The organism is Methanolobus sp. ZRKC5 (assembly GCF_038446525.1).
Taxonomy (GTDB): domain Archaea; phylum Halobacteriota; class Methanosarcinia; order Methanosarcinales; family Methanosarcinaceae; genus Methanolobus.
The window spans coordinates 533,091-555,484 of sequence record NZ_CP151792.1 but is presented as its reverse complement, the minus strand read 5'-3'; the positions used below and the strand labels follow the sequence as shown (position 1 = coordinate 555,484).

23 protein-coding genes and 1 pseudogene are annotated in these 22,394 nt (G+C 40.0%); 9 read left to right on the top strand and 15 right to left on the bottom strand.

Annotation, left to right across the window (positions count from 1 at the left end):
- Nucleotides 1-15 precede the first annotated feature (15 nt).
- Nucleotides 16-1,254 carry a PAS domain S-box protein gene (locus tag WN948_RS02460; RefSeq protein ID WP_342305415.1) on the bottom strand — a complete coding sequence of 413 codons (1,239 nt, stop codon included), beginning with the start codon at nt 1,252-1,254 and terminating at the stop codon, nt 16-18.
- Between the two features lie 210 nt (nt 1,255-1,464).
- Between WN948_RS02460 and WN948_RS02455 the strand changes: the two genes are divergently transcribed.
- Nucleotides 1,465-1,884, top strand: coding sequence for an adenylyltransferase/cytidyltransferase family protein (locus WN948_RS02455; RefSeq protein ID WP_342305414.1), 420 nt, complete (start codon nt 1,465-1,467; stop codon nt 1,882-1,884).
- Nucleotides 1,885-1,929: 45 nt separating this feature from the next.
- Here the strand turns inward: WN948_RS02455 and WN948_RS02450 are convergent, their stop codons facing one another.
- The 11 genes and pseudogenes from WN948_RS02450 to WN948_RS02400 form a co-directional block, all read right to left on the bottom strand.
- Entirely contained in the window at nt 1,930-3,072 is a 1,143-nt protein-coding gene (locus WN948_RS02450) for a pyridoxal phosphate-dependent aminotransferase (RefSeq protein ID WP_342305413.1), read from the bottom strand.
- A 39-nt stretch (nt 3,073-3,111) separates the two neighbouring features.
- Complete coding sequence (gene ribH, locus WN948_RS02445; protein ID WP_342305412.1) at nt 3,112-3,516, bottom strand: 6,7-dimethyl-8-ribityllumazine synthase; 405 nt, start codon at nt 3,514-3,516, stop codon at nt 3,112-3,114.
- Between the two features lie 58 nt (nt 3,517-3,574).
- Nucleotides 3,575-4,039, bottom strand: coding sequence for a riboflavin synthase (gene ribC, locus WN948_RS02440; protein ID WP_342305411.1), 465 nt, complete (start codon nt 4,037-4,039; stop codon nt 3,575-3,577).
- Nucleotides 4,040-4,055: 16 nt separating this feature from the next.
- Nucleotides 4,056-5,207: an alanine--glyoxylate aminotransferase family protein gene (locus WN948_RS02435; protein WP_342305410.1), complete on the bottom strand. Its 1,152-nt coding sequence runs from the start codon at nt 5,205-5,207 to the stop codon at nt 4,056-4,058.
- Between the two features lie 170 nt (nt 5,208-5,377).
- Complete coding sequence (locus tag WN948_RS02430) at nt 5,378-5,935, bottom strand: CBS domain-containing protein (protein WP_342305409.1); 558 nt, start codon at nt 5,933-5,935, stop codon at nt 5,378-5,380.
- A 99-nt stretch (nt 5,936-6,034) separates the two neighbouring features.
- Complete coding sequence (locus tag WN948_RS02425) at nt 6,035-6,502, bottom strand: hypothetical protein (protein WP_342305408.1); 468 nt, start codon at nt 6,500-6,502, stop codon at nt 6,035-6,037.
- 71 nt (nt 6,503-6,573) lie between these two features.
- Nucleotides 6,574-7,518 (bottom strand): calcium/sodium antiporter, encoded by a 945-nt coding sequence (locus tag WN948_RS02420; RefSeq protein WP_342305406.1) that lies wholly within the window; start codon nt 7,516-7,518, stop codon nt 6,574-6,576.
- Nucleotides 7,519-7,620: 102 nt separating this feature from the next.
- A complete protein-coding gene (locus WN948_RS02415; RefSeq protein WP_342305405.1) occupies nt 7,621-8,295 on the bottom strand; it encodes a PEF-CTERM sorting domain-containing protein in 675 nt (224 codons plus the stop codon).
- A gap of 52 nt (nt 8,296-8,347) precedes the next feature.
- Nucleotides 8,348-9,802 carry an IS66 family transposase gene (locus tag WN948_RS02410; protein ID WP_342306521.1) on the bottom strand — a complete coding sequence of 485 codons (1,455 nt, stop codon included), beginning with the start codon at nt 9,800-9,802 and terminating at the stop codon, nt 8,348-8,350.
- A 236-nt stretch (nt 9,803-10,038) separates the two neighbouring features.
- Nucleotides 10,039-11,048: pseudogene (locus WN948_RS02405) on the bottom strand (IS630 family transposase).
- 93 nt (nt 11,049-11,141) lie between these two features.
- Complete coding sequence (locus WN948_RS02400) at nt 11,142-11,699, bottom strand: VIT1/CCC1 transporter family protein (RefSeq protein ID WP_342305404.1); 558 nt, start codon at nt 11,697-11,699, stop codon at nt 11,142-11,144.
- Nucleotides 11,700-11,828: 129 nt separating this feature from the next.
- Between WN948_RS02400 and WN948_RS02395 the strand changes: the two genes are divergently transcribed.
- The 6 genes from WN948_RS02395 to WN948_RS02370 all read left to right on the top strand — a co-directional run bounded on the left by WN948_RS02395 (nt 11,829) and on the right by WN948_RS02370 (nt 16,998).
- Nucleotides 11,829-12,704, top strand: a complete 876-nt coding sequence (locus WN948_RS02395) for a DUF89 domain-containing protein (protein WP_342305403.1) — start codon at nt 11,829-11,831, stop codon at nt 12,702-12,704.
- An 11-nt stretch (nt 12,705-12,715) separates the two neighbouring features.
- Nucleotides 12,716-12,904 carry a CooT family nickel-binding protein gene (locus WN948_RS02390; RefSeq protein ID WP_342305402.1) on the top strand — a complete coding sequence of 63 codons (189 nt, stop codon included), beginning with the start codon at nt 12,716-12,718 and terminating at the stop codon, nt 12,902-12,904.
- Between the two features lie 73 nt (nt 12,905-12,977).
- Nucleotides 12,978-13,985 (top strand): type II glyceraldehyde-3-phosphate dehydrogenase, encoded by a 1,008-nt coding sequence (locus WN948_RS02385; RefSeq protein WP_342305401.1) that lies wholly within the window; start codon nt 12,978-12,980, stop codon nt 13,983-13,985.
- A gap of 16 nt (nt 13,986-14,001) precedes the next feature.
- The gene (locus WN948_RS02380; protein WP_342305400.1) at nt 14,002-14,820 is read left to right on the top strand and encodes a bifunctional fructose-bisphosphatase/inositol-phosphate phosphatase; all 819 of its coding nucleotides are present in this window, start codon (nt 14,002-14,004) and stop codon (nt 14,818-14,820) included.
- Nucleotides 14,807-15,640 carry an NAD(+)/NADH kinase gene (locus WN948_RS02375; RefSeq protein ID WP_342305399.1) on the top strand — a complete coding sequence of 278 codons (834 nt, stop codon included), beginning with the start codon at nt 14,807-14,809 and terminating at the stop codon, nt 15,638-15,640. Before WN948_RS02380 ends, WN948_RS02375 begins: the two co-directional genes overlap by 14 nt.
- A 185-nt stretch (nt 15,641-15,825) precedes the next feature.
- Complete coding sequence (locus WN948_RS02370) at nt 15,826-16,998, top strand: homocitrate synthase family protein (RefSeq protein ID WP_342305398.1); 1,173 nt, start codon at nt 15,826-15,828, stop codon at nt 16,996-16,998.
- Here WN948_RS02370 and WN948_RS02365 read toward each other — a convergent pair.
- From WN948_RS02365 to WN948_RS02355, 3 genes are all read right to left on the bottom strand, one after another.
- On the bottom strand, nt 16,995-17,585 hold the full coding sequence (locus WN948_RS02365; protein WP_342305397.1) for a TIGR00288 family NYN domain-containing protein: 591 nt from the start codon (nt 17,583-17,585) through the stop codon (nt 16,995-16,997). The genes WN948_RS02370 and WN948_RS02365 overlap by 4 nt on opposite strands.
- A gap of 193 nt (nt 17,586-17,778) precedes the next feature.
- Nucleotides 17,779-18,198 carry a hypothetical protein gene (locus WN948_RS02360; RefSeq protein WP_342305396.1) on the bottom strand — a complete coding sequence of 140 codons (420 nt, stop codon included), beginning with the start codon at nt 18,196-18,198 and terminating at the stop codon, nt 17,779-17,781.
- Between the two features lie 2 nt (nt 18,199-18,200).
- Nucleotides 18,201-19,067, bottom strand: coding sequence for a rhomboid family intramembrane serine protease (locus tag WN948_RS02355; RefSeq protein ID WP_342306520.1), 867 nt, complete (start codon nt 19,065-19,067; stop codon nt 18,201-18,203).
- 374 nt (nt 19,068-19,441) lie between these two features.
- Between WN948_RS02355 and cdhA the strand changes: the two genes are divergently transcribed.
- Entirely contained in the window at nt 19,442-21,856 is a 2,415-nt protein-coding gene (gene cdhA / locus WN948_RS02350) for a CO dehydrogenase/acetyl-CoA synthase complex subunit alpha (RefSeq protein WP_342305395.1), read from the top strand.
- Nucleotides 21,857-22,369: a CO dehydrogenase/acetyl-CoA synthase complex subunit epsilon gene (gene cdhB, locus WN948_RS02345; RefSeq protein WP_342305394.1), complete on the top strand. Its 513-nt coding sequence runs from the start codon at nt 21,857-21,859 to the stop codon at nt 22,367-22,369. It begins immediately after the preceding gene.
- Nucleotides 22,370-22,394: the final 25 nt, after the last annotated feature.

Here is a 22,394-nt window from a genome sequence, read left to right as displayed (position 1 = left end):
ATGTTTAGTTAATAACTATAACTTGATCCTGTCAACCGTTATAGTTGCGATATCATTGTCAATGTCAAATTCAAGGGAAATATCTTTCGTTATTACAAGGGTTGATACCGTTCTCTTTAGTTCATTAAATACATCAAATACATTTACCTCTTCTGTTACAAGGTCCATTTTTCCAGCTTCTATCCTGGAAAGGTCAAGAATATCATTTATGACTTCTAGTAGATGTTTTCCACTGTTGGATATATTTGAAAGGTACTTTTTCTGCTTATCGCTAAAAATATCGTTTTCGTTATAAAGCAACATATCTGAAAATCCAATGATGGAATTTAGGGGTGTGCGAAGTTCATGGCTCATATTCGTAAGGAATTCACTTTTTGCCATATCGGAGGCCTCAGCAGCGAGTTTTGCTTTAATAAGTGCTTCTTCTATTTTGATTCTGTTGGAAATATCATAGAAACTCTCAACAAGGTACTCTTTTCCTTTTAGTTTTACAGTGACTACTGATTTTATTACGGGTATTTCCTTCCCATTTTTGTCTAAAAGGAATTTCTCAGACCGATCTACAGTTTGTCTCAGATCTATGATGGGACATTGTTTTTCGTGTGCAGGGCATACAAATTTGTGACACGTATTCCCTATTATCGATTCCCGGGGAAGGCCTATCATTTTTGCTGCCACAGGATTTACATCAACTATAACTTTATTCGCACTGTCAATTAGCATTATCCCGCTATTGATATTATTTATTATAGTTGTCAGTCTTTCCAGAAGATCATGCTCCATTGTATCAAGGCGTTTGCGCTCGGTAATATCACGAATAATAGCTGATGCATTCCATGTTCCATCGGAGAGCTGCATTGAGGATAACGAAAGTTCAATTGGGAATTCTGTCCCATCTTTTCGTTTTCCCTCAAGCTCAAGAGTGTTGCCTATTACCCTTCCAGAGTCGCTTTCTGTGAATTTTATGAAACCGTTCGAATACGCATTACGATACTTTTCAGGTGCAATCAAACTGTGTACTGCTTTACCTAGCACCTCATCTTCAGAATATCCAAATATCTTTGTTGCAGCACCATTCCAGAAAATAACCTTGCTTTCATTGTTGACAACTATTATTGCATCATTGGCTGAGGTGGCTATTTTTGAGAATTTTTCCTCGCTACGTAGTAATTTCTCTTCTGCATCTTTTCTTTTTGCAATCTCTTTTCTAAGTTCATTTTCCTGGGCTATTCTTCTCCAGAAGGTGAATGTCATGCTATAGTACTCCATGAATCAGGTATCTACTTTTGATGTTTAAGTTGTACTTGTTATATTAGTTGTATTACTATATAATCGTATATATAAATGAGACTTATTGTATGCATCAAAATTTATAAATGTATGTTGTTATTTTTGTGTTGTAATTCTTGAGCTATCTTTATAATGGATGCTTGTTTATAAGGAACAGCATACAGGTGATGTTTTTTGGTAAGAGTACTTGCAACAGGAACTTTCGATCTGCTTCATCCGGGACACATTCTTTACCTTAGCGAAGCTAAAAGAATGGGTGATGAGCTTTATGTGATAGTTGCCAGGGAATCCATGATAAAGCACAAACCAAAACCCATAGTTCCAGATGAGCAAAGGGTGGAAATGGTCAATTCCCTGAAAATAGTCGATAAAGCTATTCTTGGAAGCGATTCTGATATTTTTGATCCTATAAAGGAAATAAAGCCTGATATCATAGTACTTGGATATGATCAGGGTTTCGATACTGAAAAACTTGAAAAACAGTTGCATGAAAAGGGTTTTAACTGTAAGGTAATAAGAGTGGAACAGTCATTGACCTGTTCTCTTTGCAGCACTGGCAGAATCATCAAAAAAGTGCTTGAGCGCTATAAGTAAAACAATTCTAATACATACTAAAAAAGTAAAAGGGAAAAGGAAAATTCAGACGAGTGCTGTTTTGATCCTTTCCAGTCCTTCCTGTATTCTTTCCAGCGATGTAGCATAGGATATTCTTATAAAGTCCTTACCACTTTCTCCGAAAGCAGAACCTGGCGTGACGGCAACGTGGGCATTTGTAAGGAGTTTTCCTGTTATGATATCACCGTTCCCGTACTCACTGACATCTGCAAAAGCGTAGAATGCACCGCCTGGTTTCTGGCACTTGATGCCAATAGCATTTAGACCGTCCACCAGCAGATCCCTTCGTGCTTTGAACCTGTCAACCATTTCAGTTACTGGTTCCTGTGGACCTTCAAGGGCTGCGACACCACCATACTGGACAAAGCTTGTTGCACTGCTGACCGAATGGGATTGTATCTTTAACATGCCTTTGAAGATGTCCGGACTTGCGCACACATAACCTAATCGCCATCCGGTCATTGCATAAGCTTTGGAAAAACCATTAACAGTGATGGTCCTGTCCTGCATGCCTTCAAATGAGCCAATGCTGAAATGTTCTTTGCCGTAGATGATTTTTTCATATATTTCATCTGAGAGCACAAGAATATCATTATCGATCGCTAAGTCTGAAATATGCTTCAAGGTCTGTTTATCATAAACAGCTCCTGTAGGATTTCCCGGACTGTTAACGACGATAAGCTTTGTTTTGTCAGTGATATATTCTTCCAGGTCACGAGGTTTAAACCCATCATATGGATCTGTAGGCACCCATGTGGTATTCGCACCTGCAAATTTTATCGCAGGATCATATGAGACCCATGCAGGGTCAAAAAGAATTGTTTCATCACCATCATCAAGTACTGACATCATTATCTCAAAAATGGCCTGTTTTGCACCGGGTGTAACAAGTATGTCCGAAGCCTTTGCATCCAGTTTGTTCTCTGTACGGAGCTTTTCAGCAATCGCATTCCTTAGTTCCGGAATTCCGGCTGATGGCGAGTAATGCGTTTCACCTCTGTACATTGCATCTGCTGCTGCATCACATATGTGTTTCGGGGTATCGAAATCAGGTTCACCAAGGGTGAAACTTATGACATCTACACCTTCCTGTCTCATTTTATTGGCAACATTAGCGGCTTTTATCGTTGCCGATTCTTCCACTCGCTCTAGTCTTGACGATGCCATGTAAATACCCAATCATTTTTCAGTTTAGTACTCTTAATATCAAAGACGTTGTACAAGTTTGACCGCTGCTTCAACAGCACGCTTTGCATAGTCCACACGCTGGTGGGCTTCCATCCTGGTCATGCCCGGACCGGCAATTCCCAGAGTTACAGGCTTGTTATATTCAAGGGAAAGGTCGGTGATCTTTCTTGCAGCCTGTTGCACAACGATCTCATCGTGCTTTGTTGCACCTTCAATGACAATTCCTATTGTAACTACAGCATCAATATCATCACGTTCACAGAGTTTTTTGATGGCAAGAGGCATATCATATACTCCTGGTACCAAGATCTTCTCGACTACCTCTACTCCAAGGAATTTCGCATGCTCCTCACCGAGCAGCTCCATCTGGAATGTAAGGTCTCTGTTAAATTCAGCTATTACAAATCCCAATTTTATGGTCATAACAATCACTTAAGATTTTTATATTAATTTATATTTTCCATCGTTTCTTTATCTGACATCATATCCTTGCAGGTCCGACATCCTCAAATCCCTGTCTTTGGCCGGTGCCGGCTTCCTTTACGAGCTTCTCTGGTCGGGATATCATTTTGACAACATTGAGTGCATGCTCTCTTGATCTTTGTTCCATCAGGAAGGCAAGTTCTTTTTCATCCTTGGCTTCATCCTCATGAACAAAAACCTCTATGATATGGGTGTTTGTCATAAGTTGTGCCTGAATAATTCCTGTGGATGCTTCATGCGCACATATTTTGTCCTGTTCCTTGCTGCCAGGCATTCCAAGAGCTATAACAATATCGCATCCTTCTTCGTCTATAAGTTTTTTGGCTGCCACCGGGAGGTCTTTAATACCTGGAACTGTTCTGCGTATTATCTTAGCAGAGATGTTCTTCTGGATCTCATCGATTGCAGCTTTACCCATGTTAAAGCGTGCAAATGTGGTGTCTGCTACTCCAATTGTTGCCATGTTTACCTGATAAAGATTAAAGGAGGGTGTCCAGCACTTCGCTGGCAGCTTCTACTCCTGATCCAATGTCTGATATGATTCCTCTCTTCTTGAGGACTACTTCAAGTTCCTGAATTGTCAGCATTATGTCCTTTGGCTGGACGTTGCCCATGCTTCCAATCCTGAATATTTTGCCACTAAGGTGGGACTGGCCACCGGCAATGGTGATTCCCCTTGCCATCATATCTTTCTTTATATCATTGCCTGTGATTCCCTCAGGAGCTTTCATTGCAGTGACAGTATTAGAATAATGGCTATGGTCAGCATTGAGCTGCGGGAACATTTCAATACCCATTGCGCTTGCTGCTGCACGTATTGCTTTTGCACATGTTGCATGACGGTTGATCCTGGCGTCCATGCCTTCTTCCTTTACAATGTGGAGTGCTTCCTGGAGGCCGAAGAACAAAGGAACTGCCGGAGTATAAGGAGTCTGTGATTTGTCACCACTCTTCTTGTAAGCTTTAAGGTCAAGATAGTATGGTAAATCCTCTTTGTCTGCCATAGCTTCAAAAGCACGTTCACTGACTGAGATCATTGAAAGGCCCGGCGGTGCGGCAAGACATTTTTGTGAACCTACAACAGCGATATCAATACCCCATTCATCGGTTTTGACAAGATCTCCGCCAAGGGTTGTTACTCCGTCCATGATGAAAAGCGCATCATGTTTCTTTGCAAGTTTACCAATCTCTTTTGCAGGATTCTGTATGCCTACGGAAGTCTCGTTGTGTATGAGAGTGATGGATTTTGCACCTTCTTCCAGTTTCTTTTCGACCTCATTGAGATCAAAGGAATGGCCCCATTCATTCTCTAAAGCATTTACTTTTCCGTATCTTGCAGCTATATCCTTGAATCTTTCACCGAATTTACCATTTTCAAGGGTAACTACAACATCGTCTTTGCCTGTTGTACAACCAACGGCTGCTTCCATCGCAGCAGTACCTGATCCGCTTAAAAGGAAAATATCATTCTTTGTCTGGAAAACGTCAGCCAGAATCTCGCAGCAGTCATCGTACATTGCTGAGAATTCTGCTCCCCTGTGGTTGATCATAGGCTTTGACATTGCCCTGAGAATGCGAGGTGCAACAGGAACCGGTCCTGGCATCATAAGAAGTGTATCTTCAAGATCCATATTAATCTCCTGATTATTTTTGACCTGTAAATTATGATTTAGTTAATCGATTTATTGTGCAACCATGGGATATAACTTTCATGATATACATTTTGATTGTCCTGAAAGGGCAACTTTCGCCTCTTATGCAACCCTAATATTTAACATTAGCCAGTCTCAATCCTGAAACTTTAATCACTCAGCAATTTTAGTATATCGTACTTGGTCACAACACCAGCAACATGACCCTTTTCCAGTACCAGCACGGCTGGATATTTCTCCAGCATATAAGATGCCGTTTTGACATCCGTGTTAGGGGATAGCGTCGGGAAAGAATCCCCCATTATGTCACCGATCTTCATGTTGGATACAACTGATGTCTTTTTGTCAGCCATTGACCTGACGATCATGTCTTCGGATAAGCTTCCAACAGAAATTCCATCCTGTATAACAGGTATCTGTGATATGTTGAACTTTTCCATAATATGGACTGCAGCATCGATACTCTCATCAGGTGATACGGAAATTAGCTCCATGTTCATTATATCCTTGAGATAGATATCTTCTTTTTCAATATCATTGAATACGTTGATTATCTTTTTGAGGGTCGATAACCTGGGGTCTACATCTCCTGCTTCTATTCTGGCTATAAGTGGTTGACTGACACCTGCTCTTTTTGCAAGATCACTTTGTGTAAGACCAAGGTCGGTCCTTTTCTGTTTTAATTCATCAGGAGATGGAAGTTGCATAAGTATTACTGATGGTAATTATCCTATTTAAAGCCAATTAAAGACAGGGTTATTGAACCCATAAAGGCAGCAGAAAAAAGAAAAAGTAGAAAATGAGGATTATTCATCCTCAGGAATATCCATCTCCATGACAACGTTACCTTCATCGTCTGTCATAGTCATCTTGCCGTTAATGATCTTTGTTTCAGACATGACATTGTTGTCCTTATCATAGTAGGTCATGATGAAACTTTCATCGTTCTCGTCAACAGGAGTGTACATCTCCATTCTGGCGATGTCATCATCTGAAGCTACATTTATTTCAGCGACTGTATGACACATTTCTATCCCTTCAATAACCTCAGTACCTACAACTTCCATTGTCATAGTTTCACCGGTGTTAGGATCTGTCATTTTCACGGTTGTACCTATCGGACAAGCTTCATTTTCTGAACCTTCAGCATAGTTTATATCGATTTTTTCTCCATCATCACCATGGATAGTAATGGATTCTTCTTTGTCGCTACATCCTGATACTGCCAGTGACAATACTAATATTACAAGGAATACAATCATTTTTTTTTGCATAATACGCTCCTTTTTAGGAAAAAAAGATTTGTATCCTCATTTAAATGTATCGATTTGTTTTTGTCTCGAAGTTAATTGTACAGTGTAAACAGACCAACGATATATCCAAAATAGGCTACAAGTATCAGGCCACCTTCCCATTTTTCCAGTTTCTTTCCGGTGATGCCGAATATCAGCAGAAGTATCATTATCAGTACCATAAATGGAAAATCGTATGACAAGGATTGCGGAAGTATTGTCAAAGGTCTGATCTGGGATGATGCACCAAGGATGAGTGCAATATCCATTGTGTTTGCACCGAGTATGTTTCCTATGGAAATATCCTGATGTCCTTTCAGGGTAGCTGAAACAGCTGTAATGAGTTCAGGCAACGATGTTCCAAGGGCAACCAGTGTAAGGGCTATGATCATTTCAGGAATTCCCAGCCACTCAGCAATTGTTATGCCTGCATCAACAAGAATACGGCTGCCAATTACAACAAGCATTGCACCTACAATGAAAAGTAAAATATCCTTTTTCAACTGGTTTATGGGTACTTTTTCCCTTAGTTCTTCATTTCCATCAAAAATAGCACGTTGAAGGCGGAAGTTGTAATACATGAACCCTAGAAATACCAGTAATAGCAGGATTCCGTCAAATGAGGATATTACGCCGTCATATGCTACAACTATCATAAGGAGTGCAGATCCTAACATGAACGCACCCTTACGAGTGAAACCATGAAGCTCTATCGGGATTGCTTTAATGACTATTATAGCGCCTAATACAAGACCTATATTGCATATGGCAGAACCTACGGCATTTCCCACCGTCATTTCCACATGATCAAGGTACGCTGCCATTGCAGAAACTGTGAATTCTGGTGCAGTAGTCGCAAAACTGACGATAGTAGCTCCTATGATTATCTTTGGGATACCACTTTTCTCGGAAATAGAAACCGCAGATTCTACAAACCAGTCGGCACCTTTTGTGATCATCACCAGGCTTACGAGCAATAATGCAACCGTTACAAGCATGAGGGATTCTATAGATTCCCATGGGATTTAAACGTAAGTGAGAATAAAAAAGAGACTCAAAAATAAAATGAGAAAGAAACCATGAAAGGTTTCTGTCGTAATTTATTCTTTCTTTTTTCCATGGATGAATGCAAGTCCGAGAATAGCTATCATTGGAAGTACTATTGTTGGGAATTCAGGAATATTAGTCTCAACAGGTGTTTCACATTTCTCATCTTCAGCCTCTTCCAAAACCGGGCTTGTTGATGTTATAGCTCCGACTGCATCCATATCGGCACCTTCATATGATTTACCCTTGTTGAGTCCGGTAAGATCAATGAGTTTGACGTAACTATATTTTTCGTTTTTGAGCACACCATCTACTGCATCTATATCAAACAATGTTTTCTTGTTGGCATTACCGATCTTTATCCAGTTCTTGCCATCTGTGCTTATAAAAACCTCTACAAGTTCTTCTGTGAAAATGCCAGTTTCAAAAACAGCCAGATCATAGCTATTGTCTCCAGAAGTTGTCAGGGAATTGTCTGTAAATTTTACAATAGCATAACCCTTTGTTCCAAGACTTACACATTTGTTGTTTGGTTTTCCAAGTATCTTATTTATATCACCGGCAGATGCACCACCATTAAGTTGGCAATCCACTATCTCATCTGCAAAGGACATGGCACCGGAAGAAAATTCCACATCTCTATAAGCAGTTCCCAGAGCAGGACTGATACTCACGAGGGATATTATTAAAGTAACAACTAATACCAATAACAGTTTTTCAAATTTCATTGTAACTATTCAGCCTAGCTCACTTCCACCAAGCTGATTTCTTCATCCACGATCAATTCTGCAACTTTGGAACAAATGAATTGCCATAAAATATTGCACTAATTGCATCGATAACAGATTCAGAATTCTTATTAACAGTAGACACGTATCCTCTTATACGGCAGAAATTTTTTGCACCCTGTTTACTGCGGAAAGTACCTGATATCTTCTGCTGTACTTTCGTCATTCTGATATCTCTTTCAGCCTGATTGTTATCAAACGGAACGTTTTGGTCGTACATAAATCGCAAGATATCCTCTTTATGGCCAATAAACCTATCCAGCAAATTCTTTACCGTGGTCTGCTTCTTACGTCCTCGTTTTTTAGACCGCACATTTGATTCCGGATCAGGAGGATTTTCATTCACTCCTAAACAAGTTATGTGATCATAATCCTCACTGAACCTTTGAATTAGCTCAGTATCTAAAAGATCATTATCAACATGATGTTTAATGCATATCAAGAGATCACTCATTATCTTTGTCCACTGTTGATCACTGTTTTCGGAAGCTCCAGTTAACTCTCGTAATAAATGTGCATTACATAATGAATGTTGACATTCATATTTGTTGTACGGTTTCCAAAAATCATGTGTTGCAACACCAGTGTAACCTGGTAATATGCCCATAGCATCCATTGCTTCTGAGCCCCTTTTGCGATGTGCAAAATAATAGGTCAGTTTGTCTGTACCTGCCACATGAAGCCAATTACGAACTGCATTTATTCTCATTCCTGTTTCATCCAGATTGATGACAGGAGATTCTTTCAGGAGATGTTTCACTGTATTTTCAAAAGCTCCAAGCTTCTCAAAACAACTACGTTCCGTGTTCACCAAAGTAGCAGGACTTATCTTGCATCCCAAAATATCAGAGAACAACTTGGTAACACGCTGATAAGGAAGTAATTGGTAAGTGTGCAAATAAACTGCAAATGACTTAACTCGATGACCGTATTGAGTCGGCTGAGTTACACCATCTGGAAAAAGAGCTTTGTTTACATGAGAACATTTGGGACATGTTTTAATCTCGCAACGATGTTCAATGCAATTGATAGTTATAGGAGGAATGTCAAAGACCTGTCTTCTTTCATAGTCAGAGGGAACAGAAGCTAACGATCTCCCACAATTGACGCATTGATTAACAGGATGAACAATAACTTCATCCGGATCATCATTTATTCTTAATGTAGTACCAGGATGACCGTTTTGACCACCTACATGCTTATTGGTCTTTTTTCTTTGACTTTTAACGGTTGGTTTATTCCGTGCATAAGAATCAGTAGAAGGTGGTTTGCTACTGTTGCGACTATTCTTTTCAAGCATTTCTTCCAAATGCCTGACACGCTCTTCAAGTTGTGCAATTTGGAGAGATTGATGTTCAATTATCCCAAGTAATCGAGTTACAAGTTCTACTACTGCTTCTGGACCAGCTTCATAAACTGCAAGTATTTCTTCGCGGTCTATACAAATCCCCTCAGATTGATAGACGTTTTTTATGATATTTTACTGAATATTTTTTAACACATAGAATGAAGCCATAGTATATTGTTTTTTGCATCATTAAAACAGTCAGGCTGAATAGTTACATTTCATTTAAGTAACCACCTTTTTTTGTGTACCAAATTATTCGGTTTTACCCGGATAAATTATTGTACTAAAGTTAATTACTTATAAGCATTCCTAAATTATAGTTGTTCACTTAACATTCATAACTTATTTTTCAGAAACTTATCAATCCATTTTCTTGCGAAACTAATCTTTGATGAACAACTAATAAACGTCTCAGCAATCAGATTTTTCATATGGTCAAGATCTTTCACAAAATTACAAGAAATTATTCTTTTGACGCTCTTCCAGATGAATTCTATTGGATTCAAGTCTGGCGAATATGGAGGTAAATAGACCAATTCGATGTCATTTGCCTGTGCAAAATCCAATGTATCTTTTGCTCGATGTGATCTAAAATTGTCGAGAATGATTACAATTCTTTTTCCTATGTTACTGTTTTTTACAGTTGACAGAAATGAACATACATCTTCTTTGGTTGAATGTTCCTTAAAATTTATAACTGAATTACCATTCAATGCATAAAACCCGAAGGAGTTTGCTTTTAGCCTGGTTGTGTTTTTGAAGATAACAGGTTTATTGAAAGACCATAAACGAACTGTATTTGATGTTGTTTGTGGAGATGATTCATCAAGAAAGCCGATAACGCAACCATCATCGATTAATGGTAAGTTTTTTTTAAACGGTCTTCTGCGTCTTCTGGTCTTCGATGATCATGTGTATAGGGTTTGCCATGATGCATGCCAAACTTTTTCAAGATGACTAATATTTGCTTAATGGTGTATTGAACTTTAAACTCATTATATATGAGTTCCTGAACTGCTTTTGTTGACCAGTCATCACGCTCATGTAACATGGTCTTTAGTTTTTCTTTTTGGTCATTAGTGAGTTTTGAAGGGCAACCTCCTGAAAACCTGGGTTTCAAACCTTTATATCCGTCTTGATTCCACCGTTCTTGCCATTGATATGCAACGGGTTTTGATATCCCTACAAGTTTAGCCGCTTCATTAACTGAAGCACCTTCATAACGGTGTTTAACAAAATACAAACGTTGTAGAACTCTTGTATCTTTCTCTAACGACTTAATATGTTTAAGCAATTCCTCTAATGAAAGATGATGCTCTATCAGAATTTGTTCTGGTTTAGCCATGAAAAATAGTTGTATCTCTTAAGTAATAAATGTTTAGTTAATAACTATAATTTTGAACCAATATTTGACATAAAATATAATATACTCTAAATATCACTCAAGTCCAAGCATGGTAACGGCTAAAACTATCATTATTCCCAGAGCGACCATACGCACAGAATGCTTTATCATACTCTGTTTTGCCAGTTTACCGGAATACATTCCAAGAATGGATAGGACTGATATACTGCAAATAATTGCTGCTTCAAGCATGTGTTCATCAAGAAGCAAGAATGGAAGTATCGGGACAAGCGAACCGAAAAAGCTTGCTCCTCCGTGGAAGAATGAGTCACTCCATATCTTCTTCTTTGTGTCCTGCTCAAGTATTGTGCTATTGAGACTTCGCAGCAGGGGTTTTTCCAGTTCAGCGAGGTTCCCATATTCTACGGCACTTTCAGCAAGGTATGAGCCAATACCATTGGTAAGTGCCAGGGCAACAGCTCCGCCCAAAGCGGCATTCATAACGATTGTAGGATCACTGGAAACGTGGGATGTACCGATCACAACACCAAGAACGGCCAGTATCCCGTCTATACTGCCAAGGATTATGTATCGACCATGTTCAGTTTTCAGCTTAAAGCCTTTTGTATTAAAACGAGGTATTTTATTCATAATGATCTTCTTATCCTAAAGTCAGGTTAAAGACACACACAAAGCTTATTTTGTTTTCGGATATTATCAAGGTTAAACTTATTGCATATGGTAAAATAGAGATTCTATTATTCACAGAGGAATTATCCTATGAAAGTTCACCCAAGATGTTCATATTGCTTGCTATCCCGGGTTCACCTGGAAGCGGAACTGTCAACTGATGATGAAGAGCTTATGCATAAAGCAATTCTCGGTGGTATAGAAGTATTGAATTCTCTCTATCAGCCGGGTATGCCTGCGGGAGAGTTATCCACACCTATACACAGGAAAACCTATGAGATACTAAACGACAATGATCCATATCTTAAAATGAAAGAACTGAGTAGCCAGACTGCACTCAGATTCATGCCGGTCATACGTTCACATGTATTTAACGGCGATGGGGATGATATCGCCACATTCAAACGTGCAGTTCTTGCAGCTGTAATAGGCAATTATTTCGATTACGGTGTCATGGGACTTGAAGTGCCCATTGATATTTTTGATGAGACGTTTAAGGAGCATTTCACACGCGGACTGGACATAGATGATACTGATAAGATGCTTGACAAGCTCAGCAATGTTGTATATCTGGCTGACAATTCCGGTGAGATCCTGATAGATACTCTTATGTTCGAGATCATCAAAAAAATGGGTGGGAAGATAACTCTTGTTGTCAGAGGTGCACCAATACTTAATGATGCAACCATGGAAGATGTCAAAGAGTTCGGCATTGACGAAAAGGTTGACCGTGTACTTACCACAGGTTCCAATGCAATAGGGATTCGCTTTGAAGAGGCGCCACAGGAGCTTAAGGATGCACTTGAGAATGCTTCACTTATTATAAGTAAGGGAATGGCAAATTACGAGACATTGTCAGAAGAGAATTATAGACCAATAGCATATTTACTTAAGGTGAAATGTGATCCTGTAGGAGAGGATATCGGTGCACCTAAAGGCTGTTCAGTAGCCAAGTTACTTGAATAGGAGGAACATCTATGTGTGAACTTAAAGTTATTCTTATCAACGGTGAAACCCGCAGTATGGTGATGGAATCCGTTACAAAGATGATCGTTGACGGGGAGAATATTGACCTTTATGGAATACTCGGGGAAAAAGAGACTGTAAAGGGATTGATAAAAGAGATCAATTTTGGAACCGGGGAAGCTATTATACTTCATAAGTGATTTTTTCATATACTATAAATTTATTAATAATTTGAAGTCAAATACAAATAATATAAGATAGGATGGAACTAAGATGTCAAAAGTAAAAGTTGCAATAAACGGATATGGTACCATTGGTAAACGAGTTGCTGATGCTGTCACCGTGCAGGACGATATGGAAATAATCGGTATTGCTAAAACAAGACCAAATTATGAAGCATTTATTGCACACGATAAAGGATATAATGTATACACATTAGCCAACAGGGTTGATGCTATGAAACAGGCAGGTATCCCTGCTGCAGGTACAGTAGACGACATGATCGCAAAGGCTGATGTTGTAGTTGACTGTACACCAGGTGGTATCGGTGAGAAGAACAAGGCACTTTACGAGAAAGCAGGTGTCAAGGCTATCTGGCAGGGCGGGGAAGCCCATGAACTTGCAGGTTGCTCATTCAACGCAGAAGCAAACTATGCTGAAGCATTGGGTAAGGACTTTGTGAGGGTCGTATCATGTAACACAACTGGTCTGTGCAGGGTCATTTATCCACTCGATCAGGAATATGGTGTAAAGAAAGTCCGTGTTACGCTCATGAGAAGAGCTGCTGATCCAAATGATATTAAGACAGGGCCTATCAATGCAATTGTACCAAACCCAATTAAGCTTCCTTCTCATCACGGACCTGATGTGAAGTCTGTTTTACCACATATTAACATAGCTTCAACTGCAGTGAAGCTGCCTACGACTCTGATGCACTTGCATACCCTCAACATCGAAATGGAAAAGGAATGCACTACTGATGATGTCAAAGCACTGTTCTCAAAGCAGCCACGTGTAAGGATGATCGGCCAGGGAATAGGTTCTACAGCAGAGGTAATGGAACTTGGAAAGGACCTTGGGCGCCCAAGGGGCGATATGTGGGAGAACTGCGTATGGGAAGACTCTGTTACAATGTATGAGGGAGAGCTTTACTTCTTCCAGGCAATTCACCAGGAATCCGATGTCATTCCAGAGAATGTCGATGCTATTCGTGCCATGATGGAACTTGAAACCGATGGTGCAAAGTCTGTAGCAAAGACCAACAAGGCAATGGGACTTTAATACGAGCTCAAATCTCATGCAATGCACAAGTGAGTTCCTGGAGTTTAGTGAGAGGATTGCTGATGTAGTGCATGAGGCAATTAAAGATCTTGTCGGCACAACTGATGCCGGCAGGGTCCTTTATATTGGTGCGGATGGAACACCAACCAAATTAATAGATGATGTTTCTGAAAAAGCCATTTTTACATTAATTGAAAAGGAAAAAAATCCTTTCAGAATCATCAGTGAGGAAGCTGGAGAAAAGATATTTAGAACATCTCCTGTTTATACTCTTATAATCGATCCAATTGATGGGACATATAATGCATGTTCCGGAATACCTTTTTACAGTCTTTCAATTGCCATTGCAAGAACTGATCTGAATGATCTTTGTTTTGGATATGTAAAAAATCTGGCAACAGGGGATGCGTTCTATGCAGAGGCTGGAAAAGGTGCTTATCTTAATGGCACAAAGATAAAACCATCCGGGAATTCTGAACTCAGTAGATTCTGCATGAGCATTTATGGTTATAGGTCTAACACAAAAGAAACTGCAATTCTCTCTTCAAATGTCAGAAGGGTAAGAAATCTTGGTAGTGTTGCACTTGAATTATGCTATGTAGCTTCAGGAATGATTGATGCTTTTGCAGATGTCAGGGGAACAATGCGCATGACCGATGTAGCTGCAGGCAAGCTCATTATAGAGGAGGCCGGAGGCATTGTTACCGATGGATGCGGTGAATCTTTAAAGCTGGAAGACAAAGTAATGAGTAAGGTTAGTGTAATTGCATCCAACGGGAATGCACATGAAAATATCTTAAAGCTTTCTACAGGGATAACACATGACAGTCAGTAAAATCGGAATTGTATCACGATTTGATCAGCAAGATGCCCTTGATATGGTCAGAAAAGTCTATGATACGTTTAGATCTAAAGTGGAAATTTACCTTTCACCCAAGACGGGTGATTATCTTGGTATTACAAATAATCTGCTCCCGGTTGAGAAAATGCGTGAATGTGGCGTGGAGTTTATCATTTCTGTGGGGGGTGATGGTACGGTACTCAGGAATATTTCTAAGATGAAGGATCCGTTGCCTGTGCTAGGAATCAATATGGGTACTCTTGGTTTTCTTGTTGATGTACCACCGGAAGATGCTATCAAGGATATTGAGGATGTGCTGAAAGGTTTCACATATACTGAGCGCTCCAGACTCAGCGTGTGCCTGAATGGGGAGAGGCTATATGATGCAACTAATGAGATAGTTCTAATAACGGCAAGACCTGCAAAGATACTGACTTTCAGGATATCCATTGATGATTCACACATAGAAGATGTGAGGGCAGATGGTGTTGTACTTGCAACTCCTACAGGATCTACTGCATATGCTATGAGTGCAGGTGGGCCAATAGTCGATCCTCGGGTAGATGCGTCGATCATAGTTCCGCTGGCACCTTTTAAACTTTCTTCAAGACCATGGATCGTTCCGGGTGACAGTACTCTAAAAGTGGAAATAATGGTTCCTGAAAAAGAAGCCGCAGTTGTCATAGATGGTCAGCATTCCTATAATATGAAAGAAAATGATGTTGTCACAATAACAAAGGCTGAGAACCCTGCAAGATTTGTAAGTAGTTCTATAAACGGATTTTATGAGAAGGTACAGAGTAAACTTGCCTGAAAATGGCGCAACTTTGCCATGGGAGCATATTCTGGACAAATTAATAAAAGATGCATTCAACTGCCTTCTATTCACTAGATAAAAGTTGCTCTTGGAATATGCCGAAAAAATAGAAACTATCTTAAAATACCGAAATCTTATATATTGGAACTGGAAATTGACCAGCAATCACAGGAGTCAATATTATGTCAGAAAGTAAAGATTACTCAAGAAACAAGCTTATCGATCATTTGAATTTGCCACCTCTTGATGTTGAGATTTGTGATGTGACACTGCGAGATGGTGAGCAAACACCTGGAGTAGTTTTTACAAGGGAAGAAAAGATTGCTCTTGCAATGAAACTGGACTCAGTTCACGTGGATATCATTGAAGCTGGATTTCCGGTAGTTTCTGTTTCTGAAAAGGAAACGGTCAAAGAAATTGCTAACATGGGACTCAACGCACGAACATGTTGTCTTTCCAGGTCAAAATTGAGCGATGTCGAAGTAGCTGTTGATTGTGATGTTGACTTTATCAGTATATTCATTGCAATGTCAGATATGCATCTCAAATATAAATATCATAAGAGCTGTGAAGAGATGTTTTCCTGTGCCATGGAAGCTGTTGAGTATGCAAAGGACCATGGAGTAGGTGTCAGGTTTGCAGCAGAAGATGGCAGCAGGACTGATCTAGATGTGCTGAAAACTGCTTTTAAAGCTGCTGAGGAATACAAAGTTGATTATGTAAGTATTGCTGATACGATAGGTATTCTGACTCCAAGTACAACTCATTATCTTGTCAGTGAGATCAGGAAGGCAGTAAAGACTCCTATTTGTATCCACTGTCATAATGACCTTGGTCTTGCAACGGCAAATACCCTTGCTGCTGCCGAGGCTGGGGCTAAGCAGCTTCATACTACTGTTAATGGTATAGGGGAGCGTGCAGGTAATGCTTCACTTGAGGAGTTACTTGTTTCACTGAGAATACAATATGGTATAGACAGGTATGATACCACAAAGTTAACTGAGCTTTCAGGACTTGTAAACGAATTTTCAGGACTTGGGACTGCAGTAACGAAGGCAATTGTCGGAAAGCACGCTTTCTCTCATGAATCAGGTATCCATGTATGTGCAATCCTTGAAGAACCACGCACTTATGAGCTATTCAGCCCGGAAATGGTTGGTGGTAAGCGTCATCTTATTGTTGGTAAACATACAGGCATGAAAGCTCTGAAAGGAATAGTAAGCAACATGGGGTATGAGCTTTCAAAAGAAGAACTTACTACACTTCTTGACAGGATAAAAAACTGTACAGAAACAAAACATGGTATCTCACCATCAAAACTTGAATCGATGGTGATTGAAACAAAGAAGCATTAATAATCTATTGAGGCTTCTTTTTTGTTTCGGGAACCGCGCACAAATTCACCATCTTTGGCACCATTTCTATCATTTTCCTGTGGGTTTACATCGTCATTGTAATTCATTTCATCGTTCTCAAGCAGGATAACGTAATCCGCAGAGTTTCTCAAGGCTGTTGAAAAACCGGGTTCGACACCAAAGATGATGGTCTCTTTACCATGTTCGTTTGCTTTATTCAGCAATGGTTTGAAATCTGCATCCCTTGTGACAAGTGCCATCGTATCGATCGTTGGGTTGTACACAAGTTCCATTCCTTCCACTGCAAGCCTTACATCAACATCACTGGAACATATAATAGGTTCAAATCCATTGTTTTCAATAGCTTCTACAAGTTTATCAGATGCATACTGGTTCAGGAACACTCTTCCAATCTTGACATTGCCGTATTCTTTCAGGACATCCCTGATCTCTTCGAGGTTAACATTAAATTCCTTGCGCAATACATTGGGACCATCTACAAGAAGACCAATGCTTCTTCTTCCAGTTTCTTTTTTAGTACTAAGGTATTTGACAATAGAATTCAGTCCGGTTTTCACGTTAGCCATGATGCCTCACTATAATTATAATTGATAATAGGATCGATCATAATGATCACGTTCAATAATTTCAATAAATACAATACACACTATAAATATTATTTATGTATATTTAATTTAAAATCACATACTACTAAAAACACGCTATCTTGATGATAGCAACATAGCAGAAATTCTATTCAGGCCACACTTTCCCATTTATTTAGTGCCCCAGTATTTCAGCTAGCGATTTCTTTGTTATAATTGTTTTTGATATTGAATTTGTATCCAGCATGAAATAGTTTACAATCCTCCCCTGAATTTTTCTTCTTGTAAAAAGAATTTCTCCGCCATGTTTTATAAACGTATCCATTACTTCTTCAAACTGGTCTTTTTCCATATCCGTAAGTTCTATCAGACTCTCCCCATCAAGTATCCAGTTGTAGACTTTTAGAAGAGTTATTTCCCGTACTCTTTTGAGTTTCTCAGTGTCTTTAAAATCATCAACGTAAACCGAGCGTTTGAGTTCCGGAGACCAGCCAGCAAGTTTCTCCTGCATATCAATGAACTGGATTGGGATTATTTCATTTTCTTCAGGTCTGGGAAAAAGTCTTGCAAGGTGATTCTGAGCTTTTACCAGCAAGATCACCTTCTGTAATAATTAGTATCATATGAGTTATATTTTATTTGAGCACGTTTAATTCGCATGCCCATAAGCACACCTACGAGAATTCCACTCAGATGAGCAGTGTGGGCTATCATGTCATTCGCACCCAGCAGGACAAAATCAAACAATGCGAAAAGAATCAAAGCCTGTGTGATCTTCATTGGAATGAAGTAGACATAGACCTTAATCTCGGGGGCTATTATTGCAAGAGCTGCAAAGACGCCCATTATGGCACCACTGGCACCTACAACGGGGATATATGGGGATTTGCTAGTCATGGAATATGCTATGGCTGCAACAAGGCCTGCTGTGAAGTACACATATAAGAATACTTTTTTCCCGGCTCTTCTTTCCAGTTCGGGACCAAAGAAAAAGAGTACCAGCATATTGAATAAAATATGTGTGAAATCTGCGTGGATGAACATATGGGTTACTAATGTCCATGGGCGCGCAAATATTAAAGCAGGAACCAGCTGGAAAGCCTGTTGAAAGCCTGGTATGATTATCTGCAAAATAAAAGAAAATATACAAAGGTAAATGATTGCCATTGGGGGGCTGCTTTTTATGGAATGGCTGATATTTCGACCTACGCCCTTTGCCGCACTTTTTGCTGCATACTTCGCAGTGTTCTTCAAAGCATCTTTGAATACATCCTCAGTTCCACTGCTCCCGTATCCCGGACTACCGCTGTACTGCTTGTCTTGCTTGAGCTGTTCAAGCCCCACGCACGCATGCTGTTCAGGGAGCCTGTGCCTCGAACAAAAGTTTTTTCCACAAAAACGGCACTTAAAAGGTATATTTTCTTCTTTGCCGCATATCCAGCATTTTTTGTCCAAATCATTCACCATGATACAATGATTCTCTATGGTAAACAGGCATTAAATAAAACAATTTCTGATAAATATGAAATATGAAGCAATATATTGTCAAGAACAATCGTGATAGATATCGGAAAACTTATATGTGAAAATTGTATATTCCTGTCAATTATTACTCATATGCCCGAATATGATCTTCTGATTATTCTTTATGTGAAACATTGGAAAATGGTCACAAATAATCATGATAGATTCTGGAAACTTTTTTATATAGGGTGGTGCTATTAGAATATCCAAAACAATAGTTTCAAACATATTCCTAAAAAATGTACACATAATAATTAGTCATACGATATTTTTTTTCGTAGCACTATTACACCCATAAAGGAGGACAAAACAAAATGAGCGACGATATATCATCTGGGCAATTTTCCATTGACGAACTGGAAAATGTTCAGATCACAATTGGCAAGATCGTAGGTGCCATCGAGAAAACAGCAGAAAAAGAAGGAGTTGAAGTAGGTCCGACTCCAAAACCAGGGATCTCAGATTTGAGAGAGTGGGATCACAATCTTCTTTCACGTTATCAACCAGTATATACTCCTGTCTGTGACCAGTGCTGTTATTGTACTTTTGGTAAATGTGATCTTGGAGGCAACAAAGAAGGTGCTTGTGGTATTAATATGGAATCCCATCAGGCCCGTGAATTTTTGCTTAGGGTTATCACTGGTGCAGCTGCGCATGCAGGACACGGACGTCACATGCTACATCATCTTATAGGTCTCCATGGTCGTGATCATCCCATTAATGTCGGATCTTCAAACCTGCTAGCTCCAAACACTCAGGCAGTAACTGGCATAACGCCTGAGACACTTGGTGATTTGGAGGAGGTAATGGACTATGTAGAGGAACAACTCACTCAGCTGCTCGCAACGATCCATGCAGGACAGGAAGGTGCGGCAATTGACTTTGAATCAAAGGCAATGCATGGTGGAATGCTTGACCACGTTGGAATGGAAGTATCTGACATCGCTCAGATATCATGTATGGGAATGCCAAAATCAGATCCTGAAGCACCGCTTGCAGAAATTGGAATGGGCTGCATTGATTCAACAAAACCTGTACTACTTGTTATCGGGCATAATGTTGCAGGTGTAACTAACATTATGGATTACATACACGACCATGGTCTGGAAGACAAGATGGAGCTTGCCGGTCTGTGCTGTACTGCAATCGATATGACACGTTACCAGATGGAACACGGTGGCAAACCACATGCAAAGATCATCGGTAGTCTGGCAAAAGAACTCAAAATGATACGCTCAGGTGTTCCTGACGTAATTGTTGTCGATGAACAATGTGTCAGAGCTGATGTACTTGATGAAGCAAAGAAGCTCTCAATACCTGTAATAACTACTAATGATAAGATTATGTATGGTCTTCCAAACAGATCAAAAGACAGTGCAGCAGCCATAATCGAAGACCTTTCAAGCAGAAAGGAACCAGGGGCTCTTATTCTGGATTTCGATCTACTTGCTGACGTTTCAGTAGAACTTGCTATCAAGATGTCTAAAATAAGGGATGAAATGGGCATTACAGCTCTACCAACTGAAGAGGAGCTTCAGGAATTTTCAGTGAAATGTGTCCAGTGTGGTGCATGTGAAATGGACTGTCCTGACAACCTTCCAATAATGGCAGCTATGAAGGCAGGAATTGACAAGGATTTCAGCAAGTTCGAGTATCTACATGACAAATGTATTGCATGTGGAAGGTGTGACCAGGCATGTCCAAAGGAGATTCCTATTCTTAATATGATAGAGAAGTCATCCCAGAAACTCATCCGTGAGGAGAGGGGATTCATGCGTGCAGGCAGAGGGCAGATAAGTGACTCTGAAATTCGTGAAGAAGGTGTCAACCTCGTTCTTGGAACAACGCCTGGTATTATTGCAATGGTTGGATGTTCCAACTATCCGGATGGCACAAAGGATCTGTACACAGTTGCAGATGAGATGCTTAAGAGGAATTACATCGTGCTAATGTCGGGATGTTCCGCAATGGACCTTGGTATGTACAAGAACGAACACGGTGAAACCCTTTATGAGAAATATCCTGCAAAATTCCTTGCCGGTAACCTCATTAATGTAGGTTCATGTGTTTCCAACGCACACATTACAGGAACGGCTATCAAAGTAGCTGCTATATTTGCACAGAGGCAGGTTTCTGGTAATTATGAGGAGATTGCTGACTACATCACAAACCGTATTGGTGCGGTAGGTGTTGCATGGGGGGCATACTCGCAGAAGGCATCTTCCATTGCTACCGGATGTAACAGACTTGGTATTCCTGTAGTTGTAGGGCCACATGGTTCCAAGTACAGAAGGGCACTCATTGGTAAGCCATATCAGAAAGAAGACTGGAAGGTGTATGATGCAAGGGATGGTTCAGAAATGCCGATTCCTGCTTCACCAGAATTCCTGCTGACAACAGCAGACACTATTGAAGAGCTTCTCCCTATGCTTGCAAAGAACTGTATCCGTCCATCCGATAACAATATGGGTAGAATGATCAAACTTACTCACTATATGGAACTCAACCAGAAGTACCTCGGTCACATGCCTGAGGACTGGTATAAGTTCGTAAGGACCGAGACTGACCTTCCACTTGCGAAACGTGAGACACTTCTCAAGATGCTTGAAAAGGACCATGGATGGGAAATCGACTGGAAACGCAAAAAGATCCTTTCAGGACCAACGATGAAATCAGATGTTTCCGCTCAGCCTACAAACGTAAAGAGACTCTGCAAGGGGGAATGTTAAGTGGTAGATACAACCAAGAACACGCAGATCTACACCACATGGGGTAGGAAAGTAGCAAAACCTGTAAATCCGAATGTGGCAGCAAAAATAATCACAAAGGCAAAGAGACCTCTTCTTGTTGTTGGATCAGAGATCTTAAAAGATGAACTGCTTATAGAGAAGACGATTGCCATCGCAAAGACAGGTGTTCCGGTAGCTGCTACCGGACATTCTATTACTGCTCTTGTGGACAGGGATATTGGTGCTAAATACATCAATGTCCATTCACTTGGTACTTTCCTTGCTGACAAGAACTGGACTGGTCTTGATGGACAGGGTTCATATGACACTATCCTTTTTATTGGACACAAGAAGTATTATCTTAACCAGGTGCTTTCCGGTCTTAAGAACTTCACAGACCTAAAGACCATTTGCATTGAGAGGCACTTCATGCAGAATGCTTCATTGTCCTTCGGGAACCTTAAACCTGAAGTACACCATGAGGCGCTTGACGAATTTATTGAACATTTATAATTTTATTGGTGACTACACGGAGAAC

Coding starts and splice junctions, on each gene's coding strand:
- WN948_RS02370 (WP_342305398.1), top strand. CDS start 15,826: ATGTCAGAAAGTAAAGATTACTCAAGAAACAAGCTTATCGATCATTTG.
- WN948_RS02395 (WP_342305403.1), top strand. CDS start 11,829: ATGAAAGTTCACCCAAGATGTTCATATTGCTTGCTATCCCGGGTTCAC.
- WN948_RS02365 (WP_342305397.1), bottom strand. CDS start 17,585: ATGGCTAACGTGAAAACCGGACTGAATTCTATTGTCAAATACCTTAGT.
- ribH (WP_342305412.1), bottom strand. CDS start 3,516: ATGACCATAAAATTGGGATTTGTAATAGCTGAATTTAACAGAGACCTT.
- WN948_RS02425 (WP_342305408.1), bottom strand. CDS start 6,502: ATGCAAAAAAAAATGATTGTATTCCTTGTAATATTAGTATTGTCACTG.
- WN948_RS02400 (WP_342305404.1), bottom strand. CDS start 11,699: ATGAATAAAATACCTCGTTTTAATACAAAAGGCTTTAAGCTGAAAACT.
- WN948_RS02420 (WP_342305406.1), bottom strand. CDS start 7,518: ATGCTTGTAACGGTTGCATTATTGCTCGTAAGCCTGGTGATGATCACA.
- WN948_RS02460 (WP_342305415.1), bottom strand. CDS start 1,254: ATGACATTCACCTTCTGGAGAAGAATAGCCCAGGAAAATGAACTTAGA.
- WN948_RS02450 (WP_342305413.1), bottom strand. CDS start 3,072: ATGGCATCGTCAAGACTAGAGCGAGTGGAAGAATCGGCAACGATAAAA.
- WN948_RS02415 (WP_342305405.1), bottom strand. CDS start 8,295: ATGAAATTTGAAAAACTGTTATTGGTATTAGTTGTTACTTTAATAATA.
- WN948_RS02390 (WP_342305402.1), top strand. CDS start 12,716: ATGTGTGAACTTAAAGTTATTCTTATCAACGGTGAAACCCGCAGTATG.
- WN948_RS02430 (WP_342305409.1), bottom strand. CDS start 5,935: ATGCAACTTCCATCTCCTGATGAATTAAAACAGAAAAGGACCGACCTT.
- WN948_RS02385 (WP_342305401.1), top strand. CDS start 12,978: ATGTCAAAAGTAAAAGTTGCAATAAACGGATATGGTACCATTGGTAAA.
- WN948_RS02435 (WP_342305410.1), bottom strand. CDS start 5,207: ATGGATCTTGAAGATACACTTCTTATGATGCCAGGACCGGTTCCTGTT.
- ribC (WP_342305411.1), bottom strand. CDS start 4,039: ATGGCAACAATTGGAGTAGCAGACACCACATTTGCACGCTTTAACATG.
- WN948_RS02375 (WP_342305399.1), top strand. CDS start 14,807: ATGACAGTCAGTAAAATCGGAATTGTATCACGATTTGATCAGCAAGAT.
- cdhA (WP_342305395.1), top strand. CDS start 19,442: ATGAGCGACGATATATCATCTGGGCAATTTTCCATTGACGAACTGGAA.
- WN948_RS02380 (WP_342305400.1), top strand. CDS start 14,002: ATGCAATGCACAAGTGAGTTCCTGGAGTTTAGTGAGAGGATTGCTGAT.